Origin of the sequence: Heliorestis convoluta (assembly GCF_009649955.1) — a bacterium.
GTDB classification, from domain to species: domain Bacteria; phylum Bacillota; class Desulfitobacteriia; order Heliobacteriales; family Heliobacteriaceae; genus Heliorestis; species Heliorestis convoluta.
On the sequence record NZ_CP045875.1, the window covers coordinates 1,932,620 to 1,957,515 of the forward strand.

Sequence of the window (24,896 nt, forward strand, 5' to 3'; positions counted from 1 at the left end):
ATGCGTTCTGTAGGTTTTTGGGGTACCGGATCCTATCTACCTGAGAAAATTATGACCAATAAAGATTTTGAGTCTATAGTCGACACAAATGATGAATGGATACGGACTAGAACGGGCATTCGGGAGCGTAGAATTGCAGCCGATCATGAAGCAACGAGTGATCTCGCTTTTCACGCAGGACAGAAAGCCTTGGAACATGCTGGTGTAGCAGCAGAAGAGATCGATCTGGTCATTGTAGGTAGTTGCGCTTTTGATATGTATTTGCCAGCCTCCGCTTGTCTAGTGGCAGAGCGACTGGGTGCGAAAAAAGCAGCTGCCTTTGATTTGGAAACAGCTTGTACCAGCTTCGTCTATGGCTGTGCTGTAGGGGCTCAATTCATCGCAACAGGTCTCTATGAAAAAGTTCTAGTCATTGGCGCAGAAGTGATGTCTCGAATTATTGACTTTCAAGATCGTAACACCTGCGTTCTTTTTGGTGATGGTGCCGGTGCTGCTGTACTCGGTCCTGTTGAAACAGGTACAGGCATTCGCTCGATTCATTTGGGAGCCGATGGCTCAGGAGGACCTTCTCTATACGTACCCGCTGGAGGGACACGCTTACCTTTCTCTGCTTCCACGTTGGAAAAAAGAGAGCACTTTGTGCGTATGAATGGTTCTGAAGTCTATAAATTTGCTGTAAAAGTGATGGGTGAAGCAGCGTTTCAAGCTTTAGACAAAGCAGGATGGACGCAAGAAGATATTGACTTTTTCATTCCCCATCAAGCCAACTTACGCATTATCGATTCGTCGGCGAAAAAGCTGAAAATCCCCATGGAAAAAGTAGAAATCAATCTTGATCGTTATGGTAACATGTCTGCAGCCTCCATTCCTGTAGCCCTTGATGAAGCGGTAAGAGAAGGACGGATTGCAGAAGGCGATCGCTTGATCTTAGTCGGTTTTGGTGCTGGACTAACTTGGGGGAGCCTAGCAGTCCATTGGGTACCACCGAAAAGATAGTTATTTGCTTAAATAGAGAGAAGCTAGAGGAGGATACTGGGTGAGAACTGTTTTATGTGACCTCTTAGGAATAGAATATCCGATCCTGCAGGGTGGGATGGCCTGGGTGGCCACGGCGGAACTCGCAGCAGCCGTTTCGGAGGCTGGTGGCCTTGGTATTTTAGGTGCCGGTCAAGCGCCAGCTGACTGGATTGATCACGAGATTCGGAAAATTAAAGAACAAACATCAAAACCTTTTGGTGTCAATGTAATGCTTCGTTCCCCTCATGTGGACGATGTAATGAATGTAATTATTGAGCATAAAGTAAAAGTTATTACCACAGGTGCTGGCAATCCTGGCAAGTACATTCCACGCCTTAAAGAGATTGGTACCAAAGTCATTCCTGTTGTATCAGCTGTAGCGCTAGCCCAAAGACTGGAAAAGTCTGGCGTTGATGCGGTCATTGCAGAAGGCATGGAGTCAGGTGGACACGTTGGAGAAATGACAACGATGGCACTCGTGCCACAAATTGTAGATGCTGTTAACATTCCTGTTATTGCAGCAGGTGGCATTGCCGATGGTCGTCAAATGGCTGCAGCTATCGCTTTAGGTGCTGTAGGTGTACAGATCGGGACACGATTTATGTGTGCCCAGGAATGTGCCATTCACAATAATGTAAAAGAAACGATCTTAAAAGCCAAAGATCGTGATACCGTTGTGACGGGACGTCCTACAGGACACCCTGTCCGAGTTATCAAAAATAAGCTGACTAGGCAGTTTGATGAGTTAGAACGGCAAGCTGCTCCAGCAGAACAATTTGAGGCTTTAGGTGTAGGCAAACTTCGTCTTGCCATGGTAGATGGTGAAGTCGATCATGGATCTGTGATGGCTGGCCAAGTTGCTGGTATGATATGTAAAGAGCAAAGCTCTTCTGAAATCATTCAAGAAATTATGCAGGAAGCCAAAACTGTTATGTCCAATATGACAACCATTGTTAGTGCAAAAGCATAGGAGGCATTATGGAAAATCAAGCATTTCTCTTTCCCGGTCAAGGATCTCAATATGTAGGCATGGGTGCTGATCTTTACGACACCTATGCAGAAGTACGAGATGTCTACGATGAAGCCGACGAAGTACTTGGTTTTCCTTTGCGTCGTCTCTGTTTTGAAGGACCGGAAGAAGAATTGAGACTTACTGTTAATACACAACCGGCTTTACTTGTTACATCTATTGCCATCTATCGGATTCTAGAACAAAGAGGCTGGCAACCGAAGTGGGTGGCTGGACACAGCTTAGGCGAATATTCAGCACTTGTTGCGGCCCGCTCCTTAACACTGGCAGAGGCTTTGAAGCTGGTTCGTCAGCGTGGTGCTTTTATGCAAGAAGCTGTGCCATCCGGTCAAGGGACCATGGCTGCGATCTTAGGCTTAGAAAACGCTTTGGTTGAAGAAGCTTGCGAAGAAGCAAAAGCTTTTGGCATTGTAGAACCAGCCAATTACAATGGCGCCGGTCAAGTTGTTATTGCAGGCGAAGTGAAAGCTGTTGAAAAAGCGGCCCAAGTCGCTAAAGCCAAAGGAGCAAAAAAGGTTGTGATGCTCAACGTAAGTGCACCTTTTCATTGTTCCATGATGGGCCAGGCGGCTACGTCTATGGCAAAAGTTCTAGCAAAAGCAGAGATTCAAGATGCAATTCTTCCTCTTATTGCCAATGTATCAGCAAAACCTATTCAAAAAGCAGAGGATATTCGAGAAAGTCTCATTCGACAGGTTGATCATCCTGTCAAGTGGGAACAAACGATGCAGTTTCTAGCACAACAAGGTGTAACCGAATTCTATGAGATCGGACCTGGAAAAGTCTTATCTGGTTTGGCGAAAAAAATTGTAAAAGGTTCGACCGTGAATTCTTTAGGAGATAGGGGTTCACTACAAAAGATTGTTGCATCTTCTGGGGAGAGTGGATAAAATGGGTGTAGACCAGAGGGTTGCCCTGGTAACAGGTGCTTCTAGAGGTATAGGACGAGCCGTGGCTTTTCAACTGGCTGAAGAAGGTTATACTGTCGTCGTGAACTTTATGGGCAATGAAGAAAAAGCCAATGAGGTTGTGGCTTCTATCACAGCCAAAGGTGGCCAGGCCATGGCGATACAAGGCAATGTCTCCCTTTTAGAAGATGTGGAGACGATGGCCCAAGAAGTAATGAATCGCTTTGGTAGAATTGATGTTCTAGTGAATAATGCCGGTATTACGAGGGATAATCTCTTAATGCGTCTTAAAGAAAATGATTGGGATGCTGTAATAGATACCAACTTAAAAGGCGTTTTTCTCTGCTCTAAAGTAGTCGCTAAGATCATGATGAAACAGCGCCAAGGCCGGATTATCAATTTAACTTCTGTCATTGGGCAAGTTGGCAATGCAGGACAGTCTAATTATGCTGCTGCAAAAGCAGGCGTGATTGGCTTTACCAAATCTTTAGCTAAAGAGTTGGCTTCTCGAAACATAACGGTAAATGCTGTGGCACCTGGGTTTATCGTAACGGATATGACAGATAAATTGTCTACTGAATTGCGCGACTCCATGATCAAATCGATTCCCCTCGCTCGCTTTGGACAGCCTGAAGATGTAGCGAACGTTGTTGCTTTTCTTGCATCAGAACAGGCTGCTTACATTACAGGCCAGACTATCAACGTTGATGGTGGTATGGTTATGGCCTAGTGATTTATATAAGTAATTGAAGGAGGTGAAGACAGGTGTCAGCAAACATTTTCGAAAAAGTTAAAGCCATTGTAGTGGAACAACTAGGAGTAGACGAGGAAGAAGTCAACATGGAGACCTCTTTCGAAGATCTTAACGCCGACTCTTTGGATATTGTAGAATTGGTCATGGCGCTAGAAGAGGAGTTCGATATCGAGATCCCCGATGAAGACGCTGAAAAGATCAAGTCCATTGGTCAGGCTGTAGAATACATTAAAGAAAATCAATAAGTTGTTCCAAGAAAAAGTTGATGATGCTGATTCGGAAGTCCCGTAGAACCTACGGGGCTTCCTTCCTATAGATGAGATCCATCATACAAAGAGCAGACTTTTTTCTTGGACAACCTTTGGGGGAGTAACGGGTGATTCTGCCAGAACTAAAAATTGGTCATTTAACAGCGAGAGTTCCCATTATACAAGGAGGAATGGCTGTTAAAATTTCAATGGCTCCTCTGGCTGCAGCTGTGGCGAATGAAGGCGGCATTGGTCTTATTGCAGCAACTGGCTTATCGGAAGATGAATTACGCCAGGAGATTCGCCAAGCAAAAGCATTAAGCGACGGCATTATTGGCATTAACTGTATGTTTGCAGCAAAGGTATTTGCTAATCTTGTCAAAGTAGCGATTGAAGAAAAGATAGATCTAATTGTAGCGGGTGCAGGCTTTTCTAGAGATATATTTCAATGGGGTAAAGAATCAAACACGCCTATCGTTCCCATTGTATCTTCAGCGAGATTGGCCAAACTGGCCGAAAAGATGGGAGCCGCTGCTGTCATTGTAGAAGGCAAAGAGGCCGGCGGTCACCTCGGTACGGATGAGTCTATGAAGAAGATTGTTCCTGAAGTGGTAGAAGCCGTGAAGATACCTGTAATTGCGGCTGGTGGCATTGTTGATGGTACTGATATTGTAGAAGCTTTTCAGATGGGTGTCCAAGGCGTTCAGATGGGAACTCGTTTTGTAGCGAGTGATGAGTCGAGTGCCTCAGAAGCCTTCAAAAAGCTTTATATACAGTCTACCCACGACGACATAATCTTGATTGATAGCCCTGTTGGGTTGCCAGGTCGTGGTCTTAAAAATCCTTTTTGGCAAAAGCTTGAACAGGGTAACGATCTCGCCCCAGAAAACTGTATCGGGTGTTTAAAACATTGTTCAAGGCGCTTTTGCATCTTAGATGCTTTGAATCGAGCCCAGCAAGGCGATTTAGAATTCGGTTTGGTTTTCTCAGGCGAGGATGTAGAAAAGATTAAAGAAGTGCTACCAGTAAAAGAAATCTTCCGCAGACTCCTACAGGAAGCGGAAGACTATCCTAAGGAGAGTGTAGACATACAATGAATAAACGCGTGGTCATAACGGGTCTCGGTGTCGTCTCGCCTGTTGGGATTGGAAAAGAGTCTTTTTGGAATGCTTTGATTTCAGGAGAATCTGGAATTGGCCCGGTAACCCGTTTTGACACCAGCGCCTTACCAACTCGAGTGGCCGGAGAAGTAAAAGATTTTCAACCGACTCAATACCTTGATCGCAAAGAAGCTCGTCGTATGGACCGCTTTGCTCAGTTTGCTGTTGCTTCTGCCAAAATGGCCTTAGAAGATGGTAAGGTTGATCAAGAGCAAGTCAACAAGGAACGAATTGGTGTTGTTCTAGGCTGTGGTATTGGTGGTATGGAAACCTTCGAAGACCAGGCTAGAGTTCTTTTTGAAAAAGGACCGGGACGCGTCAGTCCTTTTTTCGTTCCCATGATGATTTCTAATATGGCGGCAGGCCACGTTTCAATGCAATTGGGCTTAAAAGGTCCCAGTGAAACTGTTGTAACAGCTTGTGCTTCTGCCACCAACGCTTGTGGAAGTGCTTTTCGCTTGGTACAAAGAGGCGAATGCGACATGATTTTAACTGGTGGCACAGAAGCGTCTATTGAGCCTCTTGCCTTTGCTGGTTTTTGTGCGATGAAAGCAATGTCGACGCACAATGATGATCCGAAGCGAGCCAGTCGTCCCTTTGATAAAAGCAGAACAGGCTTTGTCATGGGCGAAGGTGCCGGTATTTTGCTTTTTGAAGAACTTGAACACGCTTTAGCGCGGGGCGCTCATATTTATGCTGAAGTGATTGGATATGGTTGCACGAGCGATGCTCATCACATAACTGACCCTGCACCCAATGGTGAGGGTGCTGCCAGAGCCATGGCGAAGGCCCTTGGAGATGGCGGTGTAAAGCCAGAAGAAGTCAGCTACATCAATGCCCATGGTACCGGTACAGAAAAGAACGATTACTATGAAACCATGGCAATTAAGACGATTTTTGGTGAAAAAGCCAAAGAAATCGCTATCAGTTCTACCAAGTCTATGACAGGCCACTTGCTTGGAGCGGCTGGTGCCATTGAAGTTATGGCCAGTGCTCTTGCCATTAATACGGATACAGTGCCGCCAACCATCAACTTGGAAGAGCCAGGAGAAGGTTGCGATTTAGATTATACGGCCAATGAAGCGCGCAAACTACCTGTAGATGTGGCTATTTCTAATACCTTTGGTTTTGGTGGTCACAATGCTACTATAGTAATGCGAAAATACAAAGAATAAATCTGGGATAAGCAACCCCGAACCCCTACGGGTTAGGGGCTTTTTTTTCGAGGTGATTCCTATGAAGAATCGAGGCAAAAAGTGTTCTGGCAGCTGGCCTACTGAGTTAGCAACCATGGCAGGCATTGAAATAAAACAGCGAAAGCTGCTCGATATGGCTTTAACACATCCTTCTTATGTATATGAAAACAATCGTCTACCGCAGGAACACAACCAGCGCCTGGAGTTTCTCGGCGATGCTGTGCTAGGCCTGGTCGTGGCAGAACAGCTTTACAATCAATACCCGAAATGGTCAGAAGGAGAACTATCTCGTCATCGCGCCGCCATTGTTTGTGAAGCCAACTTGGCCGAAGGAGCAAGGCGAGTTGGTCTGGGGAACTGGTTGAAGCTTGGTAAAGGAGAAGAAGGCAGTGGTGGCCGTGATCGAACTTCCAGCCTAGCCGATGCTTTAGAGGCTCTTATTGGCGCTTCTTATCTGGCTGGCGGAATTGAAGCAGCTCGCGCACTCGTGCTGAACCTTTTTGGAGAAAAGTTAGAGAAAATGCCAGAAAAAACGGGGATTGATCACAAGACGACACTTCAAGAATTGGTTCAAAAAAATGGACAGACTGACATTTCCTATCGTATATTGGAAGAGTCTGGCCCTGATCATGATAAACTGTTTATGGCAGGCGTCTACTTGAACGGATCTCTTGTTGCTTCAGGCCAAGGAAGAACAAAAAAAGAAGCAGAGCAAAAAGCAGCTGGTCAGGCATTGCCGAAGATTCAAAGGAATCATGAAGCTTTATCATGATCATACCCATTTTTTTACCTCAGATTGGTTGCCCCAGTCGCTGTATCTATTGTAACCAAGAAGATTTAACAGGAAGCTGTGGTTTGCCAGAAAAAGAAAGCATCAATCAAACCATTGAAGCGTACTTGTCAAGTCAAAAAGATAAAGAGAAAAAGGCTGACAGGGTAGAAATCGCTTTTTATGGTGGTACCTTTACAGCGCTGCCTGTGACGATACAAGAACAGCTACTTTCTATAGCAGCAGGGTGGATTGCAAAAAAAGAGGTTCATCAGATACGCCTTTCTACGAGGCCCGATCATCTTGATCGAACTACGATTTGTCGACTTCAAGCATACGGCGTTAAGACAGTAGAAGTAGGCGCCCAGACGATGAACCCAACTGTATTAAAAAAGATTCATCGAGGCCATGAACCAAAAGATACAGTAAGGGCTATGAAACTTCTAAAACAAGAAGGCCTGCAGACTTCTTTGCACATTATGACAGCTTTGCCTGGCGATGATGAGGCCAGTGCTTTGCTGTCTTTAGAAGAATGTCTGCATTTACAACCAGATTTTTTGCGAATTCATCCTACGCTCGTCTTGAAAAACAGTTTATTAGAGAAAGAATGGCGAGAAGGTCGTTATCAGCCTTGGAGTTGGGGTCGCAACTTACGATTGTTGACCAAAATGGCTTTGCTTTGTGCCCGCTATCAAAAACCTGTCCATCGTTGGGGACTTATGCCAGGAGAGCTATGCCAGAGTAGTTACCTTGCAGGACCTTACTCTCCTTCTCTTGGCGAATGGGTAAAACGCTCTTTGGCTTTCCTCTACCTATCTTCTCTTCTCACTTGTGCGCTAGAGTCTCCACAATTAAAGAAGCAGAAAACTGTAACACTCGCTGTTCCTTCCAAAGATCTTTCCTTAGTAAGAGGGCAAAGAAAATGGCTGCTCCGGCATGGCAGCACCATAAGTCATTTTTCCTTACACTCTATATGTCAAGCAGATCTACAAAAAAACCTCCCTACCTATCTACCCTTTCACGGTGACTGGTATTTTGATGATAATGGTGAAAAAATATTCTTTCTTACATTAGAGGAATTTATAGCCAATTGCCGAATATAATGTTGTCGAAGTTGTTGCTCTAGCCACATAAATGAATGGGGTAGTAAGGAGGGAATAATCGGTGGAAGGCTTAAAAGTATCTGCACAGTCCAATCCCAAATCAGTCGCGGGCGCTCTAGCAGCCATTTTACGCGAAAAAGGTCATGCCGAGATTCAAGCAGTAGGGGCTGGTGCTGTAAACCAAGCAATTAAAGCAATAGCAATTGCACGAGGTTTTGTAGCACCCAATGGTATCAATCTTGTGACCATTCCGGCTTTTGTGGAGATATCCATTGATGGGGAAGAAAGAACAGCCATCAAGTTCATCATTGAACCTAGATAGGTCAACTTCAATTCGTAACTGCTCACTCTATTGTGGGCAGTTCTTTTTTTGCCTCTTCTTTTCCTATTAGCAAGGCTGTGCTACAATGAGAGAGGAATTTTTCGGGAGGAAATGGCAATGGTTTTAAAAAGAATTGAGTTAAATGGATTCAAATCTTTTGCCGATAAAACAGAAATCCTCCTTTCTCCTGGTGTGACTGTAATCGTGGGACCCAATGGATCCGGTAAATCCAATGTCTCCGATGCCATTCGCTGGGTTTTAGGTGAACAGAGCGCACGGTCTTTGCGTGGCTCGAAGATGGAAGATGTAATCTTTGCAGGATCGGAACGTCGGAAACCTGTGGGGATGGCAGAAGTTTCAATTCACTTAGATAATGATCAAGGCAAACTACCTGTTGAATATAGGGAAGTCCTCGTTACCCGTAGAGTCTATCGCTCCGGTGAAAGTGACTATCTTTTGAACCGAAGTACTTGTCGATTGCGAGACATTCATGAGTTATTTGCCGACACTGGGTTGGGACGAGAAGGGATTTCCATTATTGGGCAAGGTCGTGTTGATGAAGTTCTTTCTTCCCGACCTGAGGAGAGGCGTGCTTTTATTGAAGAAGCTGCAGGGATTGTAAAATATCGCAACCGCAAAAACGATGCCCTCAAGAAAATGGAAGATACGCAAAATCATATTGTAAGAGTAGAAGATATTATTGATGAACTAGAGCAGCAACACCAGTCGCTGACAGAACAAGCTCGCAAGGCGCGACTGTTTCAAGAAATGGACGAGAAAGTGAACCGTCTGGAGCAAGCTTTACTCGCTATCGATTACGAAGAAGTAAAGACAAAAAAAGAACAGCTAGAACATTCTTTTCAAACCCTACAAGACGGCTTGCTGCAAACAGAAAGCACCTTGGCAAAAGTAGAACAAGAAGAAAGTACCACGGCTCTACTGTTAAAGAAAGCAGAAGAAGCGCTAGCAGAAGCCAGGCAAAATCGCCATGACCACTCAGAAAGCCTTTTGACATTAAAGAATAAATTAGAAGTATTACAAGAGCGAATGAAAGGCTTGAAAGCGCAAAAAGAAATGCTTCAGCAAGAGCTAGAAGAGAATCAAAAAAGTTTTGCAGAGTTAACAAAAAGAGCAGAGATAGAAGAAGATAATGAAAAAAATATTATTGGAAAGTTACTTTTCTTAGAGCAAGAAGTTCAACAACGTCAAGAACAAGGGTCCCAGTGGAAAGAAGCCGTTGTTCTTGGAGAGCAAAAACTACAGGATTTGCTGATGGAAGCGCAACAGAAAGATGAAGAAGCCGATCGAGTACGGCAACAGATTCATGAGATAGAGTTAACTGCAACAAGGCAGGAAGAACAAGAGAAAACTTTTGCCGAATCATTGCAGCGTGCTTTGACACGGGTGAAGGAATGGGACAAAGAAAAAAGCGACTTGCAAGTAGAACAAGAAAAGTTGTTCAAGAAGGATAAGGAGCTGCAGAAAGAAAGTGTCCGTGTGAAGGAAGAACTTGCAGCCCTTCAAAAAGAAGGAGAAGAAATAGAGCATACGTTAACAGAGACAATGCGAAGATGGCAAGAAATGATTGGGCGCATCAAAGCATTAGAGAATATGGAACGGTCTTATGAAGGATTTAACAAAGGTGTCAAAGAGGTTATGCTAGAAGCCAAGAAAAATCCTTCGACACTGCAAGGAATCTTTGGCCTTGTCAGTGAGCTTATCGAAGTGCCCGTCGGCTATGAAAGGGCCTATCAAGTCGCTCTAGGCTCGGCCATGCAGAACATTGTGGTAGAAAATGATGGGGCAGCACAAGAAGCCATTGAGTTTTTGAAGAAATACAATAAAGGACGAGCTACTTTTCTACCCTTAAAAAGCTTACAAGTCTACGGAAGTTTGCAACAAGACTTTTTAGCACAACCGGGTGTTCTCGGCTGTGCCGCCGATCTAGTGCAAGTTGATCCATCCTATAGTAAAGCAATACAATTTCTGTTAGGAAGAACCTTAATTCTAGAGAATCTAACAAGTGCTCTTGTCCTTGCTCGTCAGAAGAAATGCCCTTACAAACTGGTGACATTACAAGGGGAAGTTCTACAACCAGGAGGGAGTGTGACCGGTGGAACGGTCAATCCCCAGGGAGGACAGACCTTTCTCCGACGACGAGAGCTAACTCTATTAAATGAAGAAGAAAGAAAGCTAGCTATGGTCATTGCGAGTCTGAAGCAATTGCGAGAAGAGATTCATGAGCAACGCCATAGAATTGCGCAACAGTCTGTAGAGCTTGAAAAAGAAGGAGCTGCTTTACAACTTCATCTTTCTTCGAAAGAATCTGCTTTAGAGCGACTGCAAGAGTCGATAGAACAAGAGCAGCTCTTTGTAGATCAAGCGCTTAAAGATCAAAGGCAATGTGAACAAGATAGGCTTCAACTTCATGAAGAAAAAGCAAAGCTAGAAACATTGATGAACCACTTACAGGTCTTAAAAAAAGAACTGGAAAGGTTTTATCAACAACAAAGAGAAGCCTTAGATCAGCTTCGTCTTTCCGGTGAAGAAGAAAATCGAACACTAACGGATAAACAATTGCAGCGAGCACGCCTTGAGGAAGAGTTAAAAAGTGTTACAGCATCACTTCGATTCAACAAAGAGCGAATCGAAAAACTACTTCAAGAAAAACAACAGAAAAGTGAAACAGCTCTACAGTGGGAAGAAATGATTCTATCTTGTGATGAGTCTTATCAAGAAATAGAGAAAAAAGTTCTTCAAGATCTTCTAGAAGAACAATCACTTTTAGAGAAAGTGAAAGACCGTCAGCAATCCTATCAAGAGCTCCGAATAGAGCTCGATCAAATCATGGAGCAGAAAAAGCCGCTTATGGAAAAGATAGCGGCTAAAAGTAAAGAGCTCCATCAGATAGAAATTGCTTTAACGAAAGCGGTATCAGAAGAAAAAACCATCCTTTTGAAGTTACAAGAGAAATGGTCTTTATCTCAAGAGAGAATCACGGAAATGGAAAAACCATGGCTCGATCGGAAAAGCTACCAGAAAGAGATTGCCGTGACAAAAGGTGCTCTCAAAGAACTAGGTACCGTAAATATGTTGGCCATTGAAGAAGAAAAGAACTTACAAGAGAGAATGAACTTTCTTCGGCAACAACAAGAAGACTTAAAAACAGCAAAAGACAGCCTAGAACAAGTGATTCGGGAAATAGAAGAGATTATGATCCAACGTTTTGGACAAGCTTTTCAAGAAATCAATGAACATTTTGCAGCAACTTTTGCGGATCTTTTTCAAGGCGGTCAAGCTGAACTGGTTCTTACGCAACCCGATAACCTTCTCGAAACAGGCGTCGACATGGTAGCACAACCACCTGGTAAAAAGAGGGTGCCTTTGTCTTTACTATCGGGTGGAGAAAGAGCCTTAACGGCCATAGCTTTGCTTTTTTCGTTGCTTAAAACAAAGCCCAGCCCTTTTTGTGTCTTAGATGAAATTGAAGCAGCTTTAGATGAAGCCAACGTAGCACGGTTCGCCAATTACCTCAAAAAACTATCAAGAAAAAGCCAATTTATCGTTATCTCTCATCGTAAAGGCACGATGGAAGCAGCAGACTATCTCTATGGTGTTACGATGGAAGAAGGCGGGGTATCCCGACTGGTTTCTGTCAAAATGACCGAGCGAGATAATTCAACAATAGATGCAGCTAGTTAGGAGGAATTTATATGGGATTTTTTAACAAACTAAAAGAAGGCCTGAGCCGCACAAGACAGAACCTGGTTCAAAAAGTAGAACAGCTAGTAACAGGACGACAACATATTGATGAAGAACTTTATGAGGAACTAGAAGAAGTCTTAATCAGCGCCGATGTTGGGGCTGAAATGGCCTTACAAATGGTAGAAGGATTGCGCAAAAAAGTAAAAGAGCAAAAGATTGGTGATCCAGGAGAACTAAAAAGGCTTTTGCAAGAAGAAATTGTAGAACTATTAGGGCAAGAAACAGCTGTTGTTGATATTTCTAAAAAACCAACGGTCGTCCTTGTAGTAGGCGTTAATGGCGTGGGCAAGACTACAACTATCGCCAAGCTGGCCCATCGCTGGAAATCAGAAGGCCGCAAAGTCCTCCTTGCTGCTGGCGACACCTTCCGTGCTGCCGCCATCGATCAGCTAGAAATCTGGGGACAAAGGGTAGGTGTCGATGTCATCCGCCACCAAGAAGGTTCTGATCCTGGTGCTGTTGCCTACGACGCGGCCCAGGCTGCTATCAGTCGTGGCGCTGACATCTTACTTGTTGATACAGCAGGAAGACTACACAATAAAAACCACCTTATGAATGAACTTTCTAAAGTAGGCCGCGTTCTCGATCGTGCTCTACCAGGCGCTCCTCATGAAATCCTGCTTGTCTTAGATGCCACAACCGGTCAAAACGCCGTAACGCAAGCTCGACTCTTTGGCGAAGCTGTTGGCGTCACAGGTTTGGTATTAACCAAATTAGACGGCACTGCCAAAGGTGGTGTCATCTTAGCCATTCAGGGTGAATTGAATGTTCCTGTAAAATTCATTGGCATTGGTGAGGCCATGGATGACTTGAGAATCTTCGAACCACAACAATTTGCCAAGGCCCTCTTTGGACAGGAAGAAGCAGAATAAACTCTTACTCCCTATCATATTTAATTCAGAAATAAAAAGGAGAGATCGATTTATGCCCATTGTACAAGTCACCATGCTAGAAGGACGCACAGAAGAGCAAAAGCGTGAACTGGCCAAAGCCATTACACAAGCTTTTGTTGACACTTGTGGCGCCAAAGCCGAGTCTGTTACTTTATCAATTCATGATGTACCAACAGAAAATATTGCTTTAGGCGGTACGTTGATTTCTGATCTAAGGAGGAATCCTGCTTGACTGTAAAAATTGCGATTATTGGTGGCACTGGCGTGTATGATCCGGCCATCTTAAAGGACCTGCGCACAGTAGAAGTAGATACAAAGTATGGCAAAGTAGCTATTAAAGTAGGGAGCTATGGAGATAAGGAAGTGGCCTTTCTCGCTCGTCATGGCGAAGGCCACACCGTGCCTCCCCATCTTATCAATTATCGTGCCAACATTATGGCGTTAAAAAGGCTTGGCGTTCGTCATATTATTGCAACAGCTGCCGTCGGTTCTCTAGATCTAAAAATGGAAGCAGGTCATCTTGTTGTAGTAGAAGACTTTTTAGACTTTACCAAAGCAAGAGCGACCACTTTCTTTGATGGTGGAGAAGCTGGTGTTGTTCACACAGATTTTACCTATCCTTACTGTCCGCGACTGCGTCAGATCCTTGTGCAGGCAGGGGAAAAAGAAAATCTAACGATTCATGATAAGGCTGTTTATGTTTGCACAGAAGGCCCTCGTTTTGAGACGCCTACAGAAATTAAAATGTACCAAAGCTTTGGTGGTCATCTTGTTGGTATGACCAGTGTACCTGAAGTGCTTTTAGCACGAGAAGCTGAAATTTGTTATGCCACCGTAGCGATGGTAACAAACTATGGCGCTGGTATTTCCCCACAACCACTGACGCACATGGAAGTGCTAGAAGCGATGGATGCCAACAAAGAAAACATTAAAAAGCTGGCCATGAAAACCATCGAACTATTGGAAGTCGATGAAGACTGTGATTGTCAACATGCTCTCGCTGACTTTGGTGGTTTTACGCTGTAATTGATAGAAAGGAAGTTTTAGCTTTTGGATGCGATTCGCTGGCAAGAAGATCATCTCTTACTTTTAGATCAGACCAAACTTCCCCTTGTTGAAGAATATATTGAGTGCTGGGATCACTATGTCGTTGCTAGAGCCATTAAGATTTTGCAAGTTCGAGGAGCCCCAGCTATCGGTGCTGCAGCTGCTTTTGGTGTTGCTCTCGCTGCCTTGAATTATCAAGGCGATTCAGCAGAAGAATTCGAAAGAGAAGTCAATCAAGCCATTGATGACTTGGCAAAAACGCGTCCTACCGCTGTGAATCTGTTCTGGGCTCTTACTCGTATGAAGGCTTTTCTAGAAAGTACAAGAGGAAGTTCCATTGAAGATCGACAGCAAGCCATTCTTGCAGAAGCACAAGCTCTTTTAGCTGAAGACAAAGCGATGAATGAACAAATGGGTGCTTATGGCCAGACGCTGATCCCAGAAAGTGCTGGTGTACTTACCCACTGTAACGCTGGTGCTTTGGCAACAGGTGGCTTCGGCACTGCCCTCGGTGTAATTCGAGCAGCCCATCAAGCAGGCAAAGAAATCTCTGTTTTTGCTGACGAGACAAGGCCGCTTTTGCAAGGTGCTCGCTTAACAGCCTGGGAGTTGATGAAAGATGGCATTCCTGTTACTTTGATTACGGACTCTATGGCTGCTTATGTAATGAAGCAAAAACTTGTCGATCTGGTCATTGTAGGTGCTGACCGAATTACAGCCAATGGGGATGTGGCCAATAAAATTGGTACCTATGGTCTGGCTTTGTTGGCCAAAGCACATGGTATCCCTTTTTACGTCGCTGCACCTGTATCTACTTTTGACTTGTCTTTACAAAGCGGTGATGAAATTCCCATCGAAGAAAGAGATTCAGAAGAGGTACGTACTTTAGGTGGTACGACAACGGCACCTCTTGAAGTGCCTGTCTACAACCCCTCTTTTGACGTTACACCTCATCAGTACGTGACCGCCTTTATTACCGATCGAGGTATTATCCAAGCACCTTATCTTGAGAATTTGCAAAAGCATATGAAGTAGTAGGCTTCTTTTGGAGGTGAAAATATTGAGCAAAATCTTCATTAAGAATAGCACCATCATCCCGATGACAGCGAAAGAAGATATTTTTCAAGGTCATCTTTATATAGAAAATGGAAGAATTTCTGCTCTTTATCGCTTGGATGAAGAGCCCTCCTTCGCGCTAGAACAAGAAGACCTTGAAGTGATAGATGGTCAAGATAAAGTTCTCTTGCCAGGTCTGGTCAACGCGCATACCCATGCTGCGATGACACTTTTTCGCAGTTACGCTGACGATCTCCCTTTGATGCAGTGGCTCAATGAAGCCATCTGGCCAGCAGAAAGAAAATTAACGGCAGAGCATGTCTACTGGGGTACCATGCTAGCCATTGCTGAGATGATCAAAGCTGGCGTTACAGTTTTTGCGGATATGTACTTTTTTATGGACCAAGTGGCCAAAGCAGTCTCGAATAGTGGTATGAGAGGGCATTTAAGTCGCGGTATGATTGGTTTTGGCCCCAATGCTGAGGTTGCTCTAGCAGAGTCAGAAGACTTCTACAAAAGCTGGAACAAAGGCGCTGAAGGACGAATTCGAGTCTGGCTCGGTCCCCATGCTCCTTATACTTGTCCACCAGACTATCTAAAAAAAGTAATGTCTCTTTCTGATCGTCTTGGTACAGGCTTGCATATCCATCTCGCTGAAACAATGACGGAAGTACAAGATATCGAAAAAGCCCATGGACAGAGGCCCATTGAGTTGATGCATACACTGGGGCTTTTCGAAAGACCTGTACTAGCGGCTCATTGTGTTCATCTGACGGAAGAGGAAGAAAACATACTGGTTGAGAAAAAAGTCGGCATTGCTCATAATCCGGAAAGCAATATGAAGCTTGCCTCTGGCATTGCACCGATAGAAAGTCTACGCCAAAAAAAGGCCATTGTCTCTCTTGGTACAGATGGTGCAGCGAGCAATAACAACCTTGATTTAATTGAAGAGATGCGCCAAGCTGCTTTTCTTCAGAAAGTGCACAGGCTCGATCCGACGGCCTTGCCTGCCTATAGCGCTTTAGAAATGGCTACCATTGGTGGTGCGAAAGCCTTAGGTTGGGATGATGAGATTGGAACGTTAGAAGTTGGAAAAAAAGCCGATCTGATTCTAATCAATATGAAACAACCTCATCTCTATCCTGTTCACGATCCTGTGGCTCATGTGGTTTATTCAGCAAAAGGCTCCGATGTTCATACAGTCATTGTGGATGGCAAAGTACTTCTTCGAGCAGGAAAGCTCACTACCATAGACGAAGAAGAGGTTATGGCGGAAGCCCAAAAGGCAGCTCTTCTTTTAACAGCAAAAGAGTAGATGGAAGAATTTTTTTTCTATCATTAAAGAGTTATCAACATTTACAAGCCAGAGTATGAAAAGGTCTCTGGCTTTTCTTATAAGCTTGCTTACTTGTGAAGGAAAAAGCCTTGACAGTACTGTTGGAACATAGTAAAATCATAACGTTGCAAAAAGGTGTCAAGGTATAAAGCTTGACAGTCGAGGGAGTAGGATGGTAGAAGAGTCTTCTTTAGATAAATTTAATCGAATGAACTTGCTGATTGATTTTTATGGTCAGCTTTTAACAGAGCGGCAAAGGCAAGTGCTTTCTTTATATTATGAAGACAATCTTTCACTCGGAGAGATTGCTGCGGACTTTTCTGTGTCTCGACAAGCTATTTTTGATTTGCTGAAAAGAGCTGAAAAATTACTAGAAGGTTATGAAGAAAAGCTTGGACTTGTCAATCGCTGGCAACAGGAGCGAGCCAAGTTAATAGATATGGTAAAAGATATGGAAGATACATTGAGACAAAGAGATTGGAGCAAGATGGAAGATCTTGTTCAGTCCTTTTCCAAAGCAATCGAAGAGGGGAGGGAGTAAGCAATGGCAATGTTTGAAAGTCTTGCTGAGAAGTTACAAAGCACTTTTAAGAAGTTACGAGGCAAAGGAAAAGTTTCAGAAGCCGATGTAGCAGAAGCGATGCGAGAAGTCCGGATGGCTCTGCTGGCGGCGGACGTAAACTTAAAAGTTGTCAAAGACTTTGTAGCCAAAGTAAAAGAACGAGCCATTGGCCAAGAAGTACTGGATAGCTTGACGCCTGGACAGCAAGTTGTCAAAGTCGTTCATGAAGAACTGGTTGCTTTGATGGGCGGTACTTCATCGAAGATCAGTCAATCTCAAAAACCACCAACCGTAATTATGCTTGTTGGTTTGCAAGGTGCTGGTAAGACCACTTCTGTATCGAAATTGGCCCTTTACTTACGCAAGCAAGGTCGTCGTCCTCTGATGGCTGCCTGTGACGTCTACCGCCCTGCTGCGGTTAAGCAATTGCAAGTACTGGGAAATCAGCTTGATATTCCTGTTTTCTCTATGGGGACAGGCGTTAGTCCTGTAGATATTGCTCGTGGTGCCATGGAAAATGCGGTGGCTACCGGTCGAGATACGCTCTTGCTTGATACAGCCGGTCGTCTTCATATTAATGAAGAATTGATGGATGAGCTGAAAGAGATCAAGAAAGTTGTTAAACCCCATGAGATTTTACTTGTCGTTGATGCTATGACCGGTCAAGATGCTGTCAACGTAGCAGAAGCTTTTCATGGACAACTGGGGCTTGATGGCGTCGTACTAACGAAGCTCGATGGTGATGCTCGCGGTGGTGCCGCCCTTTCCGTTAAAGCCGTAACAGGTTGCCCCATTAAATTTGTCGGTCTAGGTGAAAAAGCAGAGGCTCTTGAACCATTCCATCCTGATCGTATGGCTTCGCGGATCTTAGGGATGGGTGACGTCTTAACGCTGATTGAGAAAGCACAGTCGTCAATCGATAGTCAGATGGCCCGCGATATGGAGCAAAAACTGCGCAAAGCAGAGTTTAACTTTGAAGACTTTCTTGTGCAGATGCAACAAATGAAAAAAATGGGGCCTATTGATCAATTGCTAGGGATGTTACCGGGCATGGGGAACATGAAAGCTTTGAAAGACGTGCAAGTTGATGATAAAGAGATGAAGCACGTAGAAGCTATTATTCTATCGATGACACCGGAGGAACGGCAAAATCCTCAGTTGATCAAAGACAGTCGCAAACGTCGCATTGCTCGTGGTTCCGGCACATCCGTTCAACAAGTCAACAATTTGCTGAAAACGTTTGAGCAAAGTCGCAAACTAATGAAGCAATTTACAGATATGCGTGGCGGTGGCAAAAAAGGGAAAAACAAAGCCAAAGGCATGTTTAAGATGCCCTTTTTCAAGTAAAAATCTAAAAAAGTCGTTGAAGGAGGTGATATTCTTGGCTACACGGATTCGTCTAAAGCGCATGGGTATGAAGAAAAAGCCTTTTTACCGTGTTGTTGTCGCCGATTCGAGATCTCCTCGTGATGGGCGTTTTATTGAAGAGATTGGTTACTATAACCCAATCAAAGAACCTGCAGAAATTTCTATCGATGAAGAAAAAGCAATCAAATGGCTGCAAAATGGTGCACAACCATCTGATACAGTGCGGGCTCTGCTCACCAAAGCTGGTGTGATTCAAAAGTGGACCGAAAGCAAAGCGCAAGGCTAAGTGGCTCTGCGTAAGTTACCCCCTAGGAGGTAACGGCAATGAAAGAATTGGTGGAACTATTAGCAAAAGCACTGGTTGATCAACCAGAAGCGGTGCAAGTTACACAAAAAGAGACGGAAAAAGAAGTTTTGCTAGAATTACGAGTGGCCCCTGAAGATATGGGCAAAGTAATTGGTAAGCAAGGCAAGATTGCCAAAGCCATTCGTACGATGGTCAAGGCAGCAGCTGCCAAAGATGGGCGGCGAGTTACCGTCGAGATCATTTAGGTTAATCTGACATAGATGATCCTGGGGAAAGAGGGGGCGTTGTGCTCCCTCTTTCTTCGTTAGGAGGCAATAAGGTGAGAAAAAATGTTCGTGTGGGACAAATCGTAAACACACAAGGTATCAAAGGACAAGTGCGAGTTTGGCCTTTGACAGACTCTATAGAACGTTTTAAAAAAATTAAAAAAGTTTATCTAGAAAATAAAATTGCTCATCTACCAGAAGTTTTAACGATTACAGCTTCATCAGAGCACAAAAAAATGGTTGTGCTTAACTTTCAAGAAATTATGGATATGAATGATGCAGAAAAGCTGAAAGGTGCCTACCTGACCATTCCTGTCGAAGAAGTACCAGCGCAAGAAGAAGACACCTATTATCATTTTCAATTAGAAGGATTGTCTGTAGTTACGGAAGAAGGCCAAGTGCTCGGTATTCTATCAGAAATTATCGAAACAGGTAGCAATGATGTTTATGTAATTCGTCCGGAAGAAGGTCAAAAGGAAGTACTCCTTCCCGCGCTTAAATCAGTGGTGTTACAAGTTGATCTTGATCAAGGTACGATGGTGGTAAGACTTCCAGAAGGACTGTTGGAGTAAAAAGACTATGAAAATTCATATTCTTACTATTTTTCCTGAAATGTTTGCTGGGCCCATGAGTACAAGTATCGTAGGGAGGGCTTGCCAGAAAGGTTTGCTTTCTATTGAGCCTCACAATCTGCGAGATTACACCAAAGACAAGCATCGACAAATTGATGATCGTCCATTTGGTGGTGGTGCCGGCATGGTGATGAAAGCGGAGCCTTTTTTTGAAGCGCTAACAACCTTGGTGGGTGCGCCGAAAGAAAAAAAAGAAGGCCGAAAAATTATTATGGTAACACCACAGGGTGCTACTTTTTCTCAAGCAAAAGCGAGAGAACTGGCTTCTTACTCAGAGCTGATTTTTCTATGTGGTCGCTATGAAGGCATTGATGAGAGAGTTCGAGAAACTTGGGTAGATGAAGAAGTGTCCATCGGTGATTACGTCTTAACGGGCGGTGAATTACCAACGATGGTGATGATTGATGCACTGGTCCGCTTTCTACCGGGGGCACTAGGCGATGAGGCTTCGGCGGAGGAAGAATCGTTCAGCGATGGTCTCCTAGAATATCCTCAGTATACTAGACCGGAAGTATATCAAGGTATGGCAGTTCCAGCACCCTTATTAAGTGGTCACCATGAACAAATCCGACGGTGGCGCCGTAAAGAAGCTTTCAAAAGAACCTATCAATTTCGCCGAGACTTATTAAAAGGACGTTCCTTAGATATAGAAGATCAAGTACTGTTCGCAGAAGCTTTACAAGAGGTAGGGATTCCCGTAGAAATTCCCTTGCGAAAAAAGAAAAGAGGCAGAACAAAGCATGTTACGAGAGACTGATCAGAAAATCAAGAAAGCCCCTTTATACATCGCCCTCGTACATCATCCTGTATATAATAAAAATATGGACATCATTGCTACGTCAGTGACCAATCTTGATCTTCATGATATTTCAAGAACAGCAAGAACTTATGATGTTGAAGGCTATCTGATTCTTCATCCTCATCTAGCACAGCAGCGTCTGGTCTCTGAAATTCTGCGTTATTGGGTCGATGGATATGGTGCCGAATACAATCCTGATCGCAAAGAAGCGCTAGAAAGAATTCAAATCCTAGCCGACCTGGATGAAGCACTTGCTTATATTGAAGAAAAAGAAGGACGCCGACCGAAAACAATTACAACAGATGCACGGATTTACAATAATTCCGTTAGCTATGGCGAAATGAGAAGAAAGCTTTGTGACGAAGAAGGCCCCTGGTTGCTGCTTTTCGGGACAGGCTTCGGAATGGAAAAAGAATTGATGCAATCGGCGGACTATGTCCTTCACCCTATTTGGGGGCGCGGTGATTACAATCATCTTTCTGTTCGCAGTGCAGCAGCCATTATTATAGATAGACTTCTTGGTGAGAGCTGGTATGAAATTTAAACTTGCCCATAGACTTTACATTGTGCTATAATTTGAGTGTTGTCTTTTTGGGAGTCTATACTCCCTTAACAAGGGTGGTCCGCTGGCTTCATAGAGGGAGTTAAGAACACCTGGGCTGGAAGGAGGGACTTTATTTATGCAAGAAATTATTCGTCAAATTGAAGCGGCTCAGATCCGCAAGGACATTCCTCAATTTGGCCCTGGAGACACAGTTCGAGTACACGTAAAAGTTGTCGAAGGTAACCGTGAACGGATTCAGATTTTTGAAGGTGTTGTCATCAAGATTAAAGGTGGCGGCCTGAGAGAGACTTTTACAGTGCGTCGTGTATCTTACGGTGTGGCTGTTGAGCGTATCTTCCCTATCCATTCACCTCGTCTTGATAAGATTGAAGTGATTCGTCGCGGACGTGTTCGCAGAGCGAAATTGTACTACTTACGTGGCCTTTCTGGTAAAGCAGCTCGTATTAAAGATCGACGCTAACTGTGAAAAGGGACTGGAAACCCAGTCCCTTTTTGTCTATTGTGGCTGTGTAAAATAATGGATTCACCTCAGGAGGTGCCTCGTGGAAGATCTCCAACAACAATCTCAAGATGTTGTCAATGGCACTGAACAGAAAAAAGAAAAATCGGCTTTTCGAGAAATTGTTGAATCAATTCTGATTGCTATTTTGTTAGCCTTTTTGATTCGCTACTTTTTCTTTCAGCCTTTTTATATTCCTTCTGGTTCTATGGAACCCACGCTTAAACCCTATGATCGGATTATTGTAAGCAAGATGAGTTTTTGGTTCAGCGAGCCGGAACGAGGAGACATTATTGTCTTTCGCTATCCTCTTGATCCCAGTCGCGATTTTGTGAAAAGAGTGGTTGCTCTTGAGGGAGAGACAATCGAGATTCGAAATAATCAACTTCTTATTAACGATGAAGTGGTGGACGAACCTTACTTGCCGCCCATGATTATGAGAGATTATGGACCTACCAAGGTGTCTGAAGGTCATCTTTTTGTACTCGGTGACAATCGCAATCATTCGGATGACAGTCGATTTTGGGGCTTTGTCCCATCAGACTATCTAGTAGGCAAATCGGTGATTATTTATTGGCCGCCTGAACGAATTCAGCTTTTGGGGGGAGAACGTTGAGTTCTATTCAATGGTATCCCGGACATATGACCAAAGCTCGTCGGCAAGTTACAGCCGATCTGGCGAAAGTTGATGTTGTCATGGAATTGCTTGATGCACGCATTCCTCTTAGTAGTCGCAATCCTGATATTGACAAGCTCATTGGTACGAAAGCTCGAATTGTTTTGTTAAACAAAGCTGACTTGGCTAACAGTAGTGCTACGAAAGAATTTGTTGACTATTTTGCGCAGCATAATATTAAAGCCATTGCTGTTGAAGCTTCTACTGGTAAGGGCTTTAAATTAATAGTCCCTGCTGTGGAAAGTGCCTGCAAAGCGCTCTTAGAGCGGTGGAAGCAAAAAGGTATGAGACCACGACCTTTTCGAGCCATGGTAGTGGGCATTCCCAATGTAGGCAAATCATCGGTCATCAATCGCCTTGCTGGAGCCAGAAAAACTGTAACAGCCAATCGACCCGGTGTAACTCGTGGACAGCAATGGGTTAAAGTGAGTGACAAATTAGAGTTGCTCGATACGCCCGGTATTTTATGGCCTAAGTTCGACGATCCACTGGTCGGCTTAAAGTTAGCCTCTACCGGTGCTGTTAGCGATCTAGTAACCAATATAGAAGAGATTGCCTTTTTTGCTTTGCAAGAAGTTGATAAAAGAAATGCTGCCATTTTGCAAGAACGCTATCATCTTGATAGTCATACTGTTCCAACAGAAGAGTGGCTCGACAAGATAAGTCGTCGCTTTGGCTTCTTAGTATCTGGCGGCAAAGCTGACTTAGTAAAAGGGTCTAAGCAGATATTACAAGATTTTCGCGCTGGTAAACTCGGTAAATTCACCCTTGACTCTAGCCTTTCTCTGAATAACGAAGTATAGCACCCTCATTGGGGTGCTATTTCCATTTCATAAGGCTTGATATCTTCAAGACTTACAATCTTATATCCTTTTTTTTCTATCGTATCTATGATATTCTCTAGTTGGTTAATAACGCCTTCTGAGTTGCCATGCAAGAGAATAATGGCTCCAGGATGAAGTTGATCAATCACGCCTTGATAGATGCTCTTTTCATTACTAGAAGGCTTCCAGTCTACGACAGCAATGCTCCAAAAAACAGATTGATAGCCTAGGTTCTTGGAGATCTCTAAGCTTCTTCTACTGAATTCACCTCTTGGTGGACGCAAATACTTTGTTTCATAACCAGTATGGTCTTTGATATGATTGTGTAGTACCATGATTTCATTTTTTATCTTATCGCCACTTAGATCGGGGAGGCTGGGGTGCTTCCAAGTGTGATTGCCCACAATATGGCCTTCTTCAATAATTCTTTTTAGAAGATCTGGTTGCGTCTTAACCCAATGACCTGTGAAAAAGAATGTAGCTTTGATATTATGCTTCGCTAGAGTGTCAAGGATTTTGGGTGTACCGCCTTCTTTTTCATAGCCCATGTCAAAAGTCAAAGTTACAGCTTTTTCATCCTTTTTTCCGATATAGAAAGCGTCATAGTCTTTTAATAAATCGATTTCCCACTGAGGAACTTGGGGACCTTTTTCGTTTTTGGAACGTACGATACCCCAGCCGTACTTTTTGTTATAGCCTCCTGGAGAGGCCATTAGCTCTTCGAGTGATTCGATGGGATTTAGATTTTGTTGAGACTCTATGGACTCTGAAGCTGCGTGCCCTGATGCAGCGTCCATGGAAGAATCTATTATATGAATTTCCGAATCTATTGAATCAATGGATTCCAGAGACTCCAAAGAATCAAGGGACTCCATTTCTTGGAGTGGTGCTTTTTCTAAAAGTAGCTGATAGCCACTGTACAGAACAAGCAGTGATAATGCAATAAAGGCAATGGCTTTGCCAACTTTATTATTAGGCACAAATACCTCCCCTTCTTCCTGTCGACCCGTAGACTTCAAGAGCTTTTTGAATATATTGATAGTCTACTTCCTTTAACAAAAACTATGGCAGGAAGATAGAGGTCTTTTTGGGATGGTAATTTCAGAAAATGATTATGTTAACAAAAGGAAGGGGTCAATGACAATTGACCAAATACAGTAAAATTTTACAAGAAAATTGGGCTGTCATGGAGGATAATCTGCGGCAGCAAGGGTTTCATCACATTGTTGGTGTTGATGAAGTAGGTCGTGGTCCTTTGGCAGGGCCTGTTGTTGCTGCGGCTGTTATTTTACCGCCTCACTGTCATATAGATGGTCTTGCTGATTCTAAAAGGCTAAGCGCTCAAAAAAGAGAGAAGCTTGCCCAAGTGATTCGGGATAAAGCGATTGCTTGGTCTCTAGCCGTTGTATCGGCTCGACACATTGATGGGCAAGGTATTGTTCCTTCTACTTTTAAAGCAATGAATCGAGCGATTGCTCACCTTACTGTCAAGCCTGACTATGTGCTTGTCGATGGCAACAAGACCCTTCCTAACTATGAAGGAGAGCAAAGCTCTCTAATCGGGGGCGATGGATTGGCAGCGCCGATTGCAGCAGCATCCATTATAGCCAAAGTAAAGCGCGATCAGCTCATGGGTCGTTTTGGTCAAATCTTTTGTGGCTATGGCTTTGAAAAGCACAAAGGCTATGGAACGGCTGAACATCGTAAATTTTTAGCGCAAGAAGGACCATCACCTATTCACCGGCATAGTTTTTTACATAAGCTGAATCGGTCTTAGGTTTTATGGGAGGTGGG

At 43.9% G+C, this 24,896-nt stretch carries 28 protein-coding genes; 27 read left to right on the forward strand and 1 reads right to left on the reverse strand.

Features of this window, described 5'->3' with window-relative positions:
- From FTV88_RS09235 to ylqF, 26 genes are all read left to right on the forward strand, one after another.
- Window positions 1-996, forward strand: a complete 996-nt coding sequence (locus FTV88_RS09235) for a beta-ketoacyl-ACP synthase III (protein WP_207707952.1) — start codon at window positions 1-3, stop codon at window positions 994-996.
- 97 nt (window positions 997-1,093) lie between these two features.
- Entirely contained in the window at window positions 1,094-1,987 is an 894-nt protein-coding gene (fabK, locus tag FTV88_RS09240; RefSeq protein ID WP_243137500.1) for an enoyl-[acyl-carrier-protein] reductase FabK, read from the forward strand.
- 8 nt (window positions 1,988-1,995) lie between these two features.
- Window positions 1,996-2,937, forward strand: coding sequence for an ACP S-malonyltransferase (gene fabD, locus FTV88_RS09245; protein WP_153725368.1), 942 nt, complete (start codon window positions 1,996-1,998; stop codon window positions 2,935-2,937).
- A gap of 1 nt (window position 2,938) precedes the next feature.
- On the forward strand, window positions 2,939-3,685 hold the full coding sequence (gene fabG, locus FTV88_RS09250; protein ID WP_153725369.1) for a 3-oxoacyl-[acyl-carrier-protein] reductase: 747 nt from the start codon (window positions 2,939-2,941) through the stop codon (window positions 3,683-3,685).
- A 35-nt stretch (window positions 3,686-3,720) separates the two neighbouring features.
- The gene (gene acpP, locus FTV88_RS09255; protein WP_153725370.1) at window positions 3,721-3,954 is read left to right on the forward strand and encodes an acyl carrier protein; all 234 of its coding nucleotides are present in this window, start codon (window positions 3,721-3,723) and stop codon (window positions 3,952-3,954) included.
- A gap of 131 nt (window positions 3,955-4,085) precedes the next feature.
- Window positions 4,086-5,054, forward strand: coding sequence for an NAD(P)H-dependent flavin oxidoreductase (locus FTV88_RS09260; RefSeq protein ID WP_153725371.1), 969 nt, complete (start codon window positions 4,086-4,088; stop codon window positions 5,052-5,054).
- Window positions 5,051-6,292, forward strand: coding sequence for a beta-ketoacyl-ACP synthase II (gene fabF / locus FTV88_RS09265; RefSeq protein ID WP_153725372.1), 1,242 nt, complete (start codon window positions 5,051-5,053; stop codon window positions 6,290-6,292). Before FTV88_RS09260 ends, fabF begins: the two co-directional genes overlap by 4 nt.
- A 61-nt stretch (window positions 6,293-6,353) precedes the next feature.
- On the forward strand, window positions 6,354-7,085 hold the full coding sequence (rnc, locus tag FTV88_RS09270; RefSeq protein ID WP_243137502.1) for a ribonuclease III: 732 nt from the start codon (window positions 6,354-6,356) through the stop codon (window positions 7,083-7,085).
- Window positions 7,082-8,185, forward strand: a complete 1,104-nt coding sequence (locus FTV88_RS09275; protein ID WP_153725373.1) for a radical SAM protein — start codon at window positions 7,082-7,084, stop codon at window positions 8,183-8,185. Before rnc ends, FTV88_RS09275 begins: the two co-directional genes overlap by 4 nt.
- 61 nt (window positions 8,186-8,246) lie before the next feature.
- Window positions 8,247-8,507: a stage V sporulation protein S gene (locus FTV88_RS09280; protein WP_153725374.1), complete on the forward strand. Its 261-nt coding sequence runs from the start codon at window positions 8,247-8,249 to the stop codon at window positions 8,505-8,507.
- 117 nt (window positions 8,508-8,624) lie between these two features.
- Window positions 8,625-12,209: a chromosome segregation protein SMC gene (smc, locus tag FTV88_RS09285; protein ID WP_162007978.1), complete on the forward strand. Its 3,585-nt coding sequence runs from the start codon at window positions 8,625-8,627 to the stop codon at window positions 12,207-12,209.
- 11 nt (window positions 12,210-12,220) lie between these two features.
- Window positions 12,221-13,144, forward strand: coding sequence for a signal recognition particle-docking protein FtsY (ftsY, locus tag FTV88_RS09290; protein ID WP_153725376.1), 924 nt, complete (start codon window positions 12,221-12,223; stop codon window positions 13,142-13,144).
- Window positions 13,122-13,397 (forward strand): 2-hydroxymuconate tautomerase, encoded by a 276-nt coding sequence (gene thmT / locus FTV88_RS09295; RefSeq protein WP_279236728.1) that lies wholly within the window; start codon window positions 13,122-13,124, stop codon window positions 13,395-13,397. Before ftsY ends, thmT begins: the two co-directional genes overlap by 23 nt.
- Complete coding sequence (gene mtnP / locus FTV88_RS09300; protein WP_153725378.1) at window positions 13,394-14,191, forward strand: S-methyl-5'-thioadenosine phosphorylase; 798 nt, start codon at window positions 13,394-13,396, stop codon at window positions 14,189-14,191. Before thmT ends, mtnP begins: the two co-directional genes overlap by 4 nt.
- A 24-nt stretch (window positions 14,192-14,215) precedes the next feature.
- Complete coding sequence (gene mtnA, locus FTV88_RS09305; protein WP_153725379.1) at window positions 14,216-15,247, forward strand: S-methyl-5-thioribose-1-phosphate isomerase; 1,032 nt, start codon at window positions 14,216-14,218, stop codon at window positions 15,245-15,247.
- Window positions 15,248-15,263: 16 nt separating this feature from the next.
- Window positions 15,264-16,583: an amidohydrolase gene (locus FTV88_RS09310; RefSeq protein ID WP_368277255.1), complete on the forward strand. Its 1,320-nt coding sequence runs from the start codon at window positions 15,264-15,266 to the stop codon at window positions 16,581-16,583.
- 193 nt (window positions 16,584-16,776) lie between these two features.
- On the forward strand, window positions 16,777-17,145 hold the full coding sequence (gene ylxM, locus FTV88_RS09315) for a YlxM family DNA-binding protein (protein ID WP_153725380.1): 369 nt from the start codon (window positions 16,777-16,779) through the stop codon (window positions 17,143-17,145).
- A 9-nt stretch (window positions 17,146-17,154) separates the two neighbouring features.
- The gene (gene ffh / locus FTV88_RS09320; RefSeq protein WP_153726596.1) at window positions 17,155-18,513 is read left to right on the forward strand and encodes a signal recognition particle protein; all 1,359 of its coding nucleotides are present in this window, start codon (window positions 17,155-17,157) and stop codon (window positions 18,511-18,513) included.
- Between the two features lie 34 nt (window positions 18,514-18,547).
- The gene (gene rpsP, locus FTV88_RS09325; protein WP_153725381.1) at window positions 18,548-18,820 is read left to right on the forward strand and encodes a 30S ribosomal protein S16; all 273 of its coding nucleotides are present in this window, start codon (window positions 18,548-18,550) and stop codon (window positions 18,818-18,820) included.
- Between the two features lie 38 nt (window positions 18,821-18,858).
- Window positions 18,859-19,086: a KH domain-containing protein gene (locus tag FTV88_RS09330; protein ID WP_153725382.1), complete on the forward strand. Its 228-nt coding sequence runs from the start codon at window positions 18,859-18,861 to the stop codon at window positions 19,084-19,086.
- Window positions 19,087-19,160: 74 nt separating this feature from the next.
- Window positions 19,161-19,679, forward strand: a complete 519-nt coding sequence (rimM, locus tag FTV88_RS09335; protein ID WP_153725383.1) for a ribosome maturation factor RimM — start codon at window positions 19,161-19,163, stop codon at window positions 19,677-19,679.
- Window positions 19,680-19,686: 7 nt separating this feature from the next.
- Window positions 19,687-20,496: a tRNA (guanosine(37)-N1)-methyltransferase TrmD gene (gene trmD / locus FTV88_RS09340; protein WP_153725384.1), complete on the forward strand. Its 810-nt coding sequence runs from the start codon at window positions 19,687-19,689 to the stop codon at window positions 20,494-20,496.
- Window positions 20,480-21,082, forward strand: coding sequence for an RNA methyltransferase (locus tag FTV88_RS09345; RefSeq protein ID WP_153725385.1), 603 nt, complete (start codon window positions 20,480-20,482; stop codon window positions 21,080-21,082). The genes trmD and FTV88_RS09345 overlap by 17 nt, the downstream gene beginning before the upstream one ends.
- Before the next feature lie 136 nt (window positions 21,083-21,218).
- A complete protein-coding gene (gene rplS, locus FTV88_RS09350; protein ID WP_153725386.1) occupies window positions 21,219-21,563 on the forward strand; it encodes a 50S ribosomal protein L19 in 345 nt (114 codons plus the stop codon).
- Between the two features lie 82 nt (window positions 21,564-21,645).
- Window positions 21,646-22,218: a signal peptidase I gene (gene lepB, locus FTV88_RS09355; protein WP_153725387.1), complete on the forward strand. Its 573-nt coding sequence runs from the start codon at window positions 21,646-21,648 to the stop codon at window positions 22,216-22,218.
- Window positions 22,215-23,081: a ribosome biogenesis GTPase YlqF gene (ylqF, locus tag FTV88_RS09360; RefSeq protein ID WP_153725388.1), complete on the forward strand. Its 867-nt coding sequence runs from the start codon at window positions 22,215-22,217 to the stop codon at window positions 23,079-23,081. The genes lepB and ylqF overlap by 4 nt, the downstream gene beginning before the upstream one ends.
- Before the next feature lie 5 nt (window positions 23,082-23,086).
- Here the strand turns inward: ylqF and FTV88_RS09365 are convergent, their stop codons facing one another.
- Window positions 23,087-24,082, reverse strand: coding sequence for a polysaccharide deacetylase family protein (locus tag FTV88_RS09365; protein ID WP_153725389.1), 996 nt, complete (start codon window positions 24,080-24,082; stop codon window positions 23,087-23,089).
- Window positions 24,083-24,246: 164 nt separating this feature from the next.
- Between FTV88_RS09365 and rnhB the strand changes: the two genes are divergently transcribed.
- The gene (gene rnhB, locus FTV88_RS09370; RefSeq protein ID WP_243137077.1) at window positions 24,247-24,879 is read left to right on the forward strand and encodes a ribonuclease HII; all 633 of its coding nucleotides are present in this window, start codon (window positions 24,247-24,249) and stop codon (window positions 24,877-24,879) included.
- Window positions 24,880-24,896 lie beyond the last annotated feature (17 nt).

Bases quoted from the DNA above. Each gene is read 5' to 3' on its own strand.
- FTV88_RS09235 (WP_207707952.1), top strand. From the start codon at position 1: ATGCGTTCTGTAGGTTTTTGGGGTACCGGATCCTATCTACCTGAGAAA.
- fabK (WP_243137500.1), top strand. From the start codon at position 1,094: ATGGCCTGGGTGGCCACGGCGGAACTCGCAGCAGCCGTTTCGGAGGCT.
- fabD (WP_153725368.1), top strand. From the start codon at position 1,996: ATGGAAAATCAAGCATTTCTCTTTCCCGGTCAAGGATCTCAATATGTA.
- fabG (WP_153725369.1), top strand. From the start codon at position 2,939: ATGGGTGTAGACCAGAGGGTTGCCCTGGTAACAGGTGCTTCTAGAGGT.
- fabF (WP_153725372.1), top strand. From the start codon at position 5,051: ATGAATAAACGCGTGGTCATAACGGGTCTCGGTGTCGTCTCGCCTGTT.
- rnc (WP_243137502.1), top strand. From the start codon at position 6,354: ATGAAGAATCGAGGCAAAAAGTGTTCTGGCAGCTGGCCTACTGAGTTA.
- FTV88_RS09275 (WP_153725373.1), top strand. From the start codon at position 7,082: ATGATCATACCCATTTTTTTACCTCAGATTGGTTGCCCCAGTCGCTGT.
- smc (WP_162007978.1), top strand. From the start codon at position 8,625: ATGGTTTTAAAAAGAATTGAGTTAAATGGATTCAAATCTTTTGCCGAT.
- ftsY (WP_153725376.1), top strand. From the start codon at position 12,221: ATGGGATTTTTTAACAAACTAAAAGAAGGCCTGAGCCGCACAAGACAG.
- ylxM (WP_153725380.1), top strand. From the start codon at position 16,777: ATGGTAGAAGAGTCTTCTTTAGATAAATTTAATCGAATGAACTTGCTG.
- ffh (WP_153726596.1), top strand. From the start codon at position 17,155: ATGTTTGAAAGTCTTGCTGAGAAGTTACAAAGCACTTTTAAGAAGTTA.
- FTV88_RS09330 (WP_153725382.1), top strand. From the start codon at position 18,859: ATGAAAGAATTGGTGGAACTATTAGCAAAAGCACTGGTTGATCAACCA.
- trmD (WP_153725384.1), top strand. From the start codon at position 19,687: ATGAAAATTCATATTCTTACTATTTTTCCTGAAATGTTTGCTGGGCCC.
- FTV88_RS09345 (WP_153725385.1), top strand. From the start codon at position 20,480: ATGTTACGAGAGACTGATCAGAAAATCAAGAAAGCCCCTTTATACATC.
- rplS (WP_153725386.1), top strand. From the start codon at position 21,219: ATGCAAGAAATTATTCGTCAAATTGAAGCGGCTCAGATCCGCAAGGAC.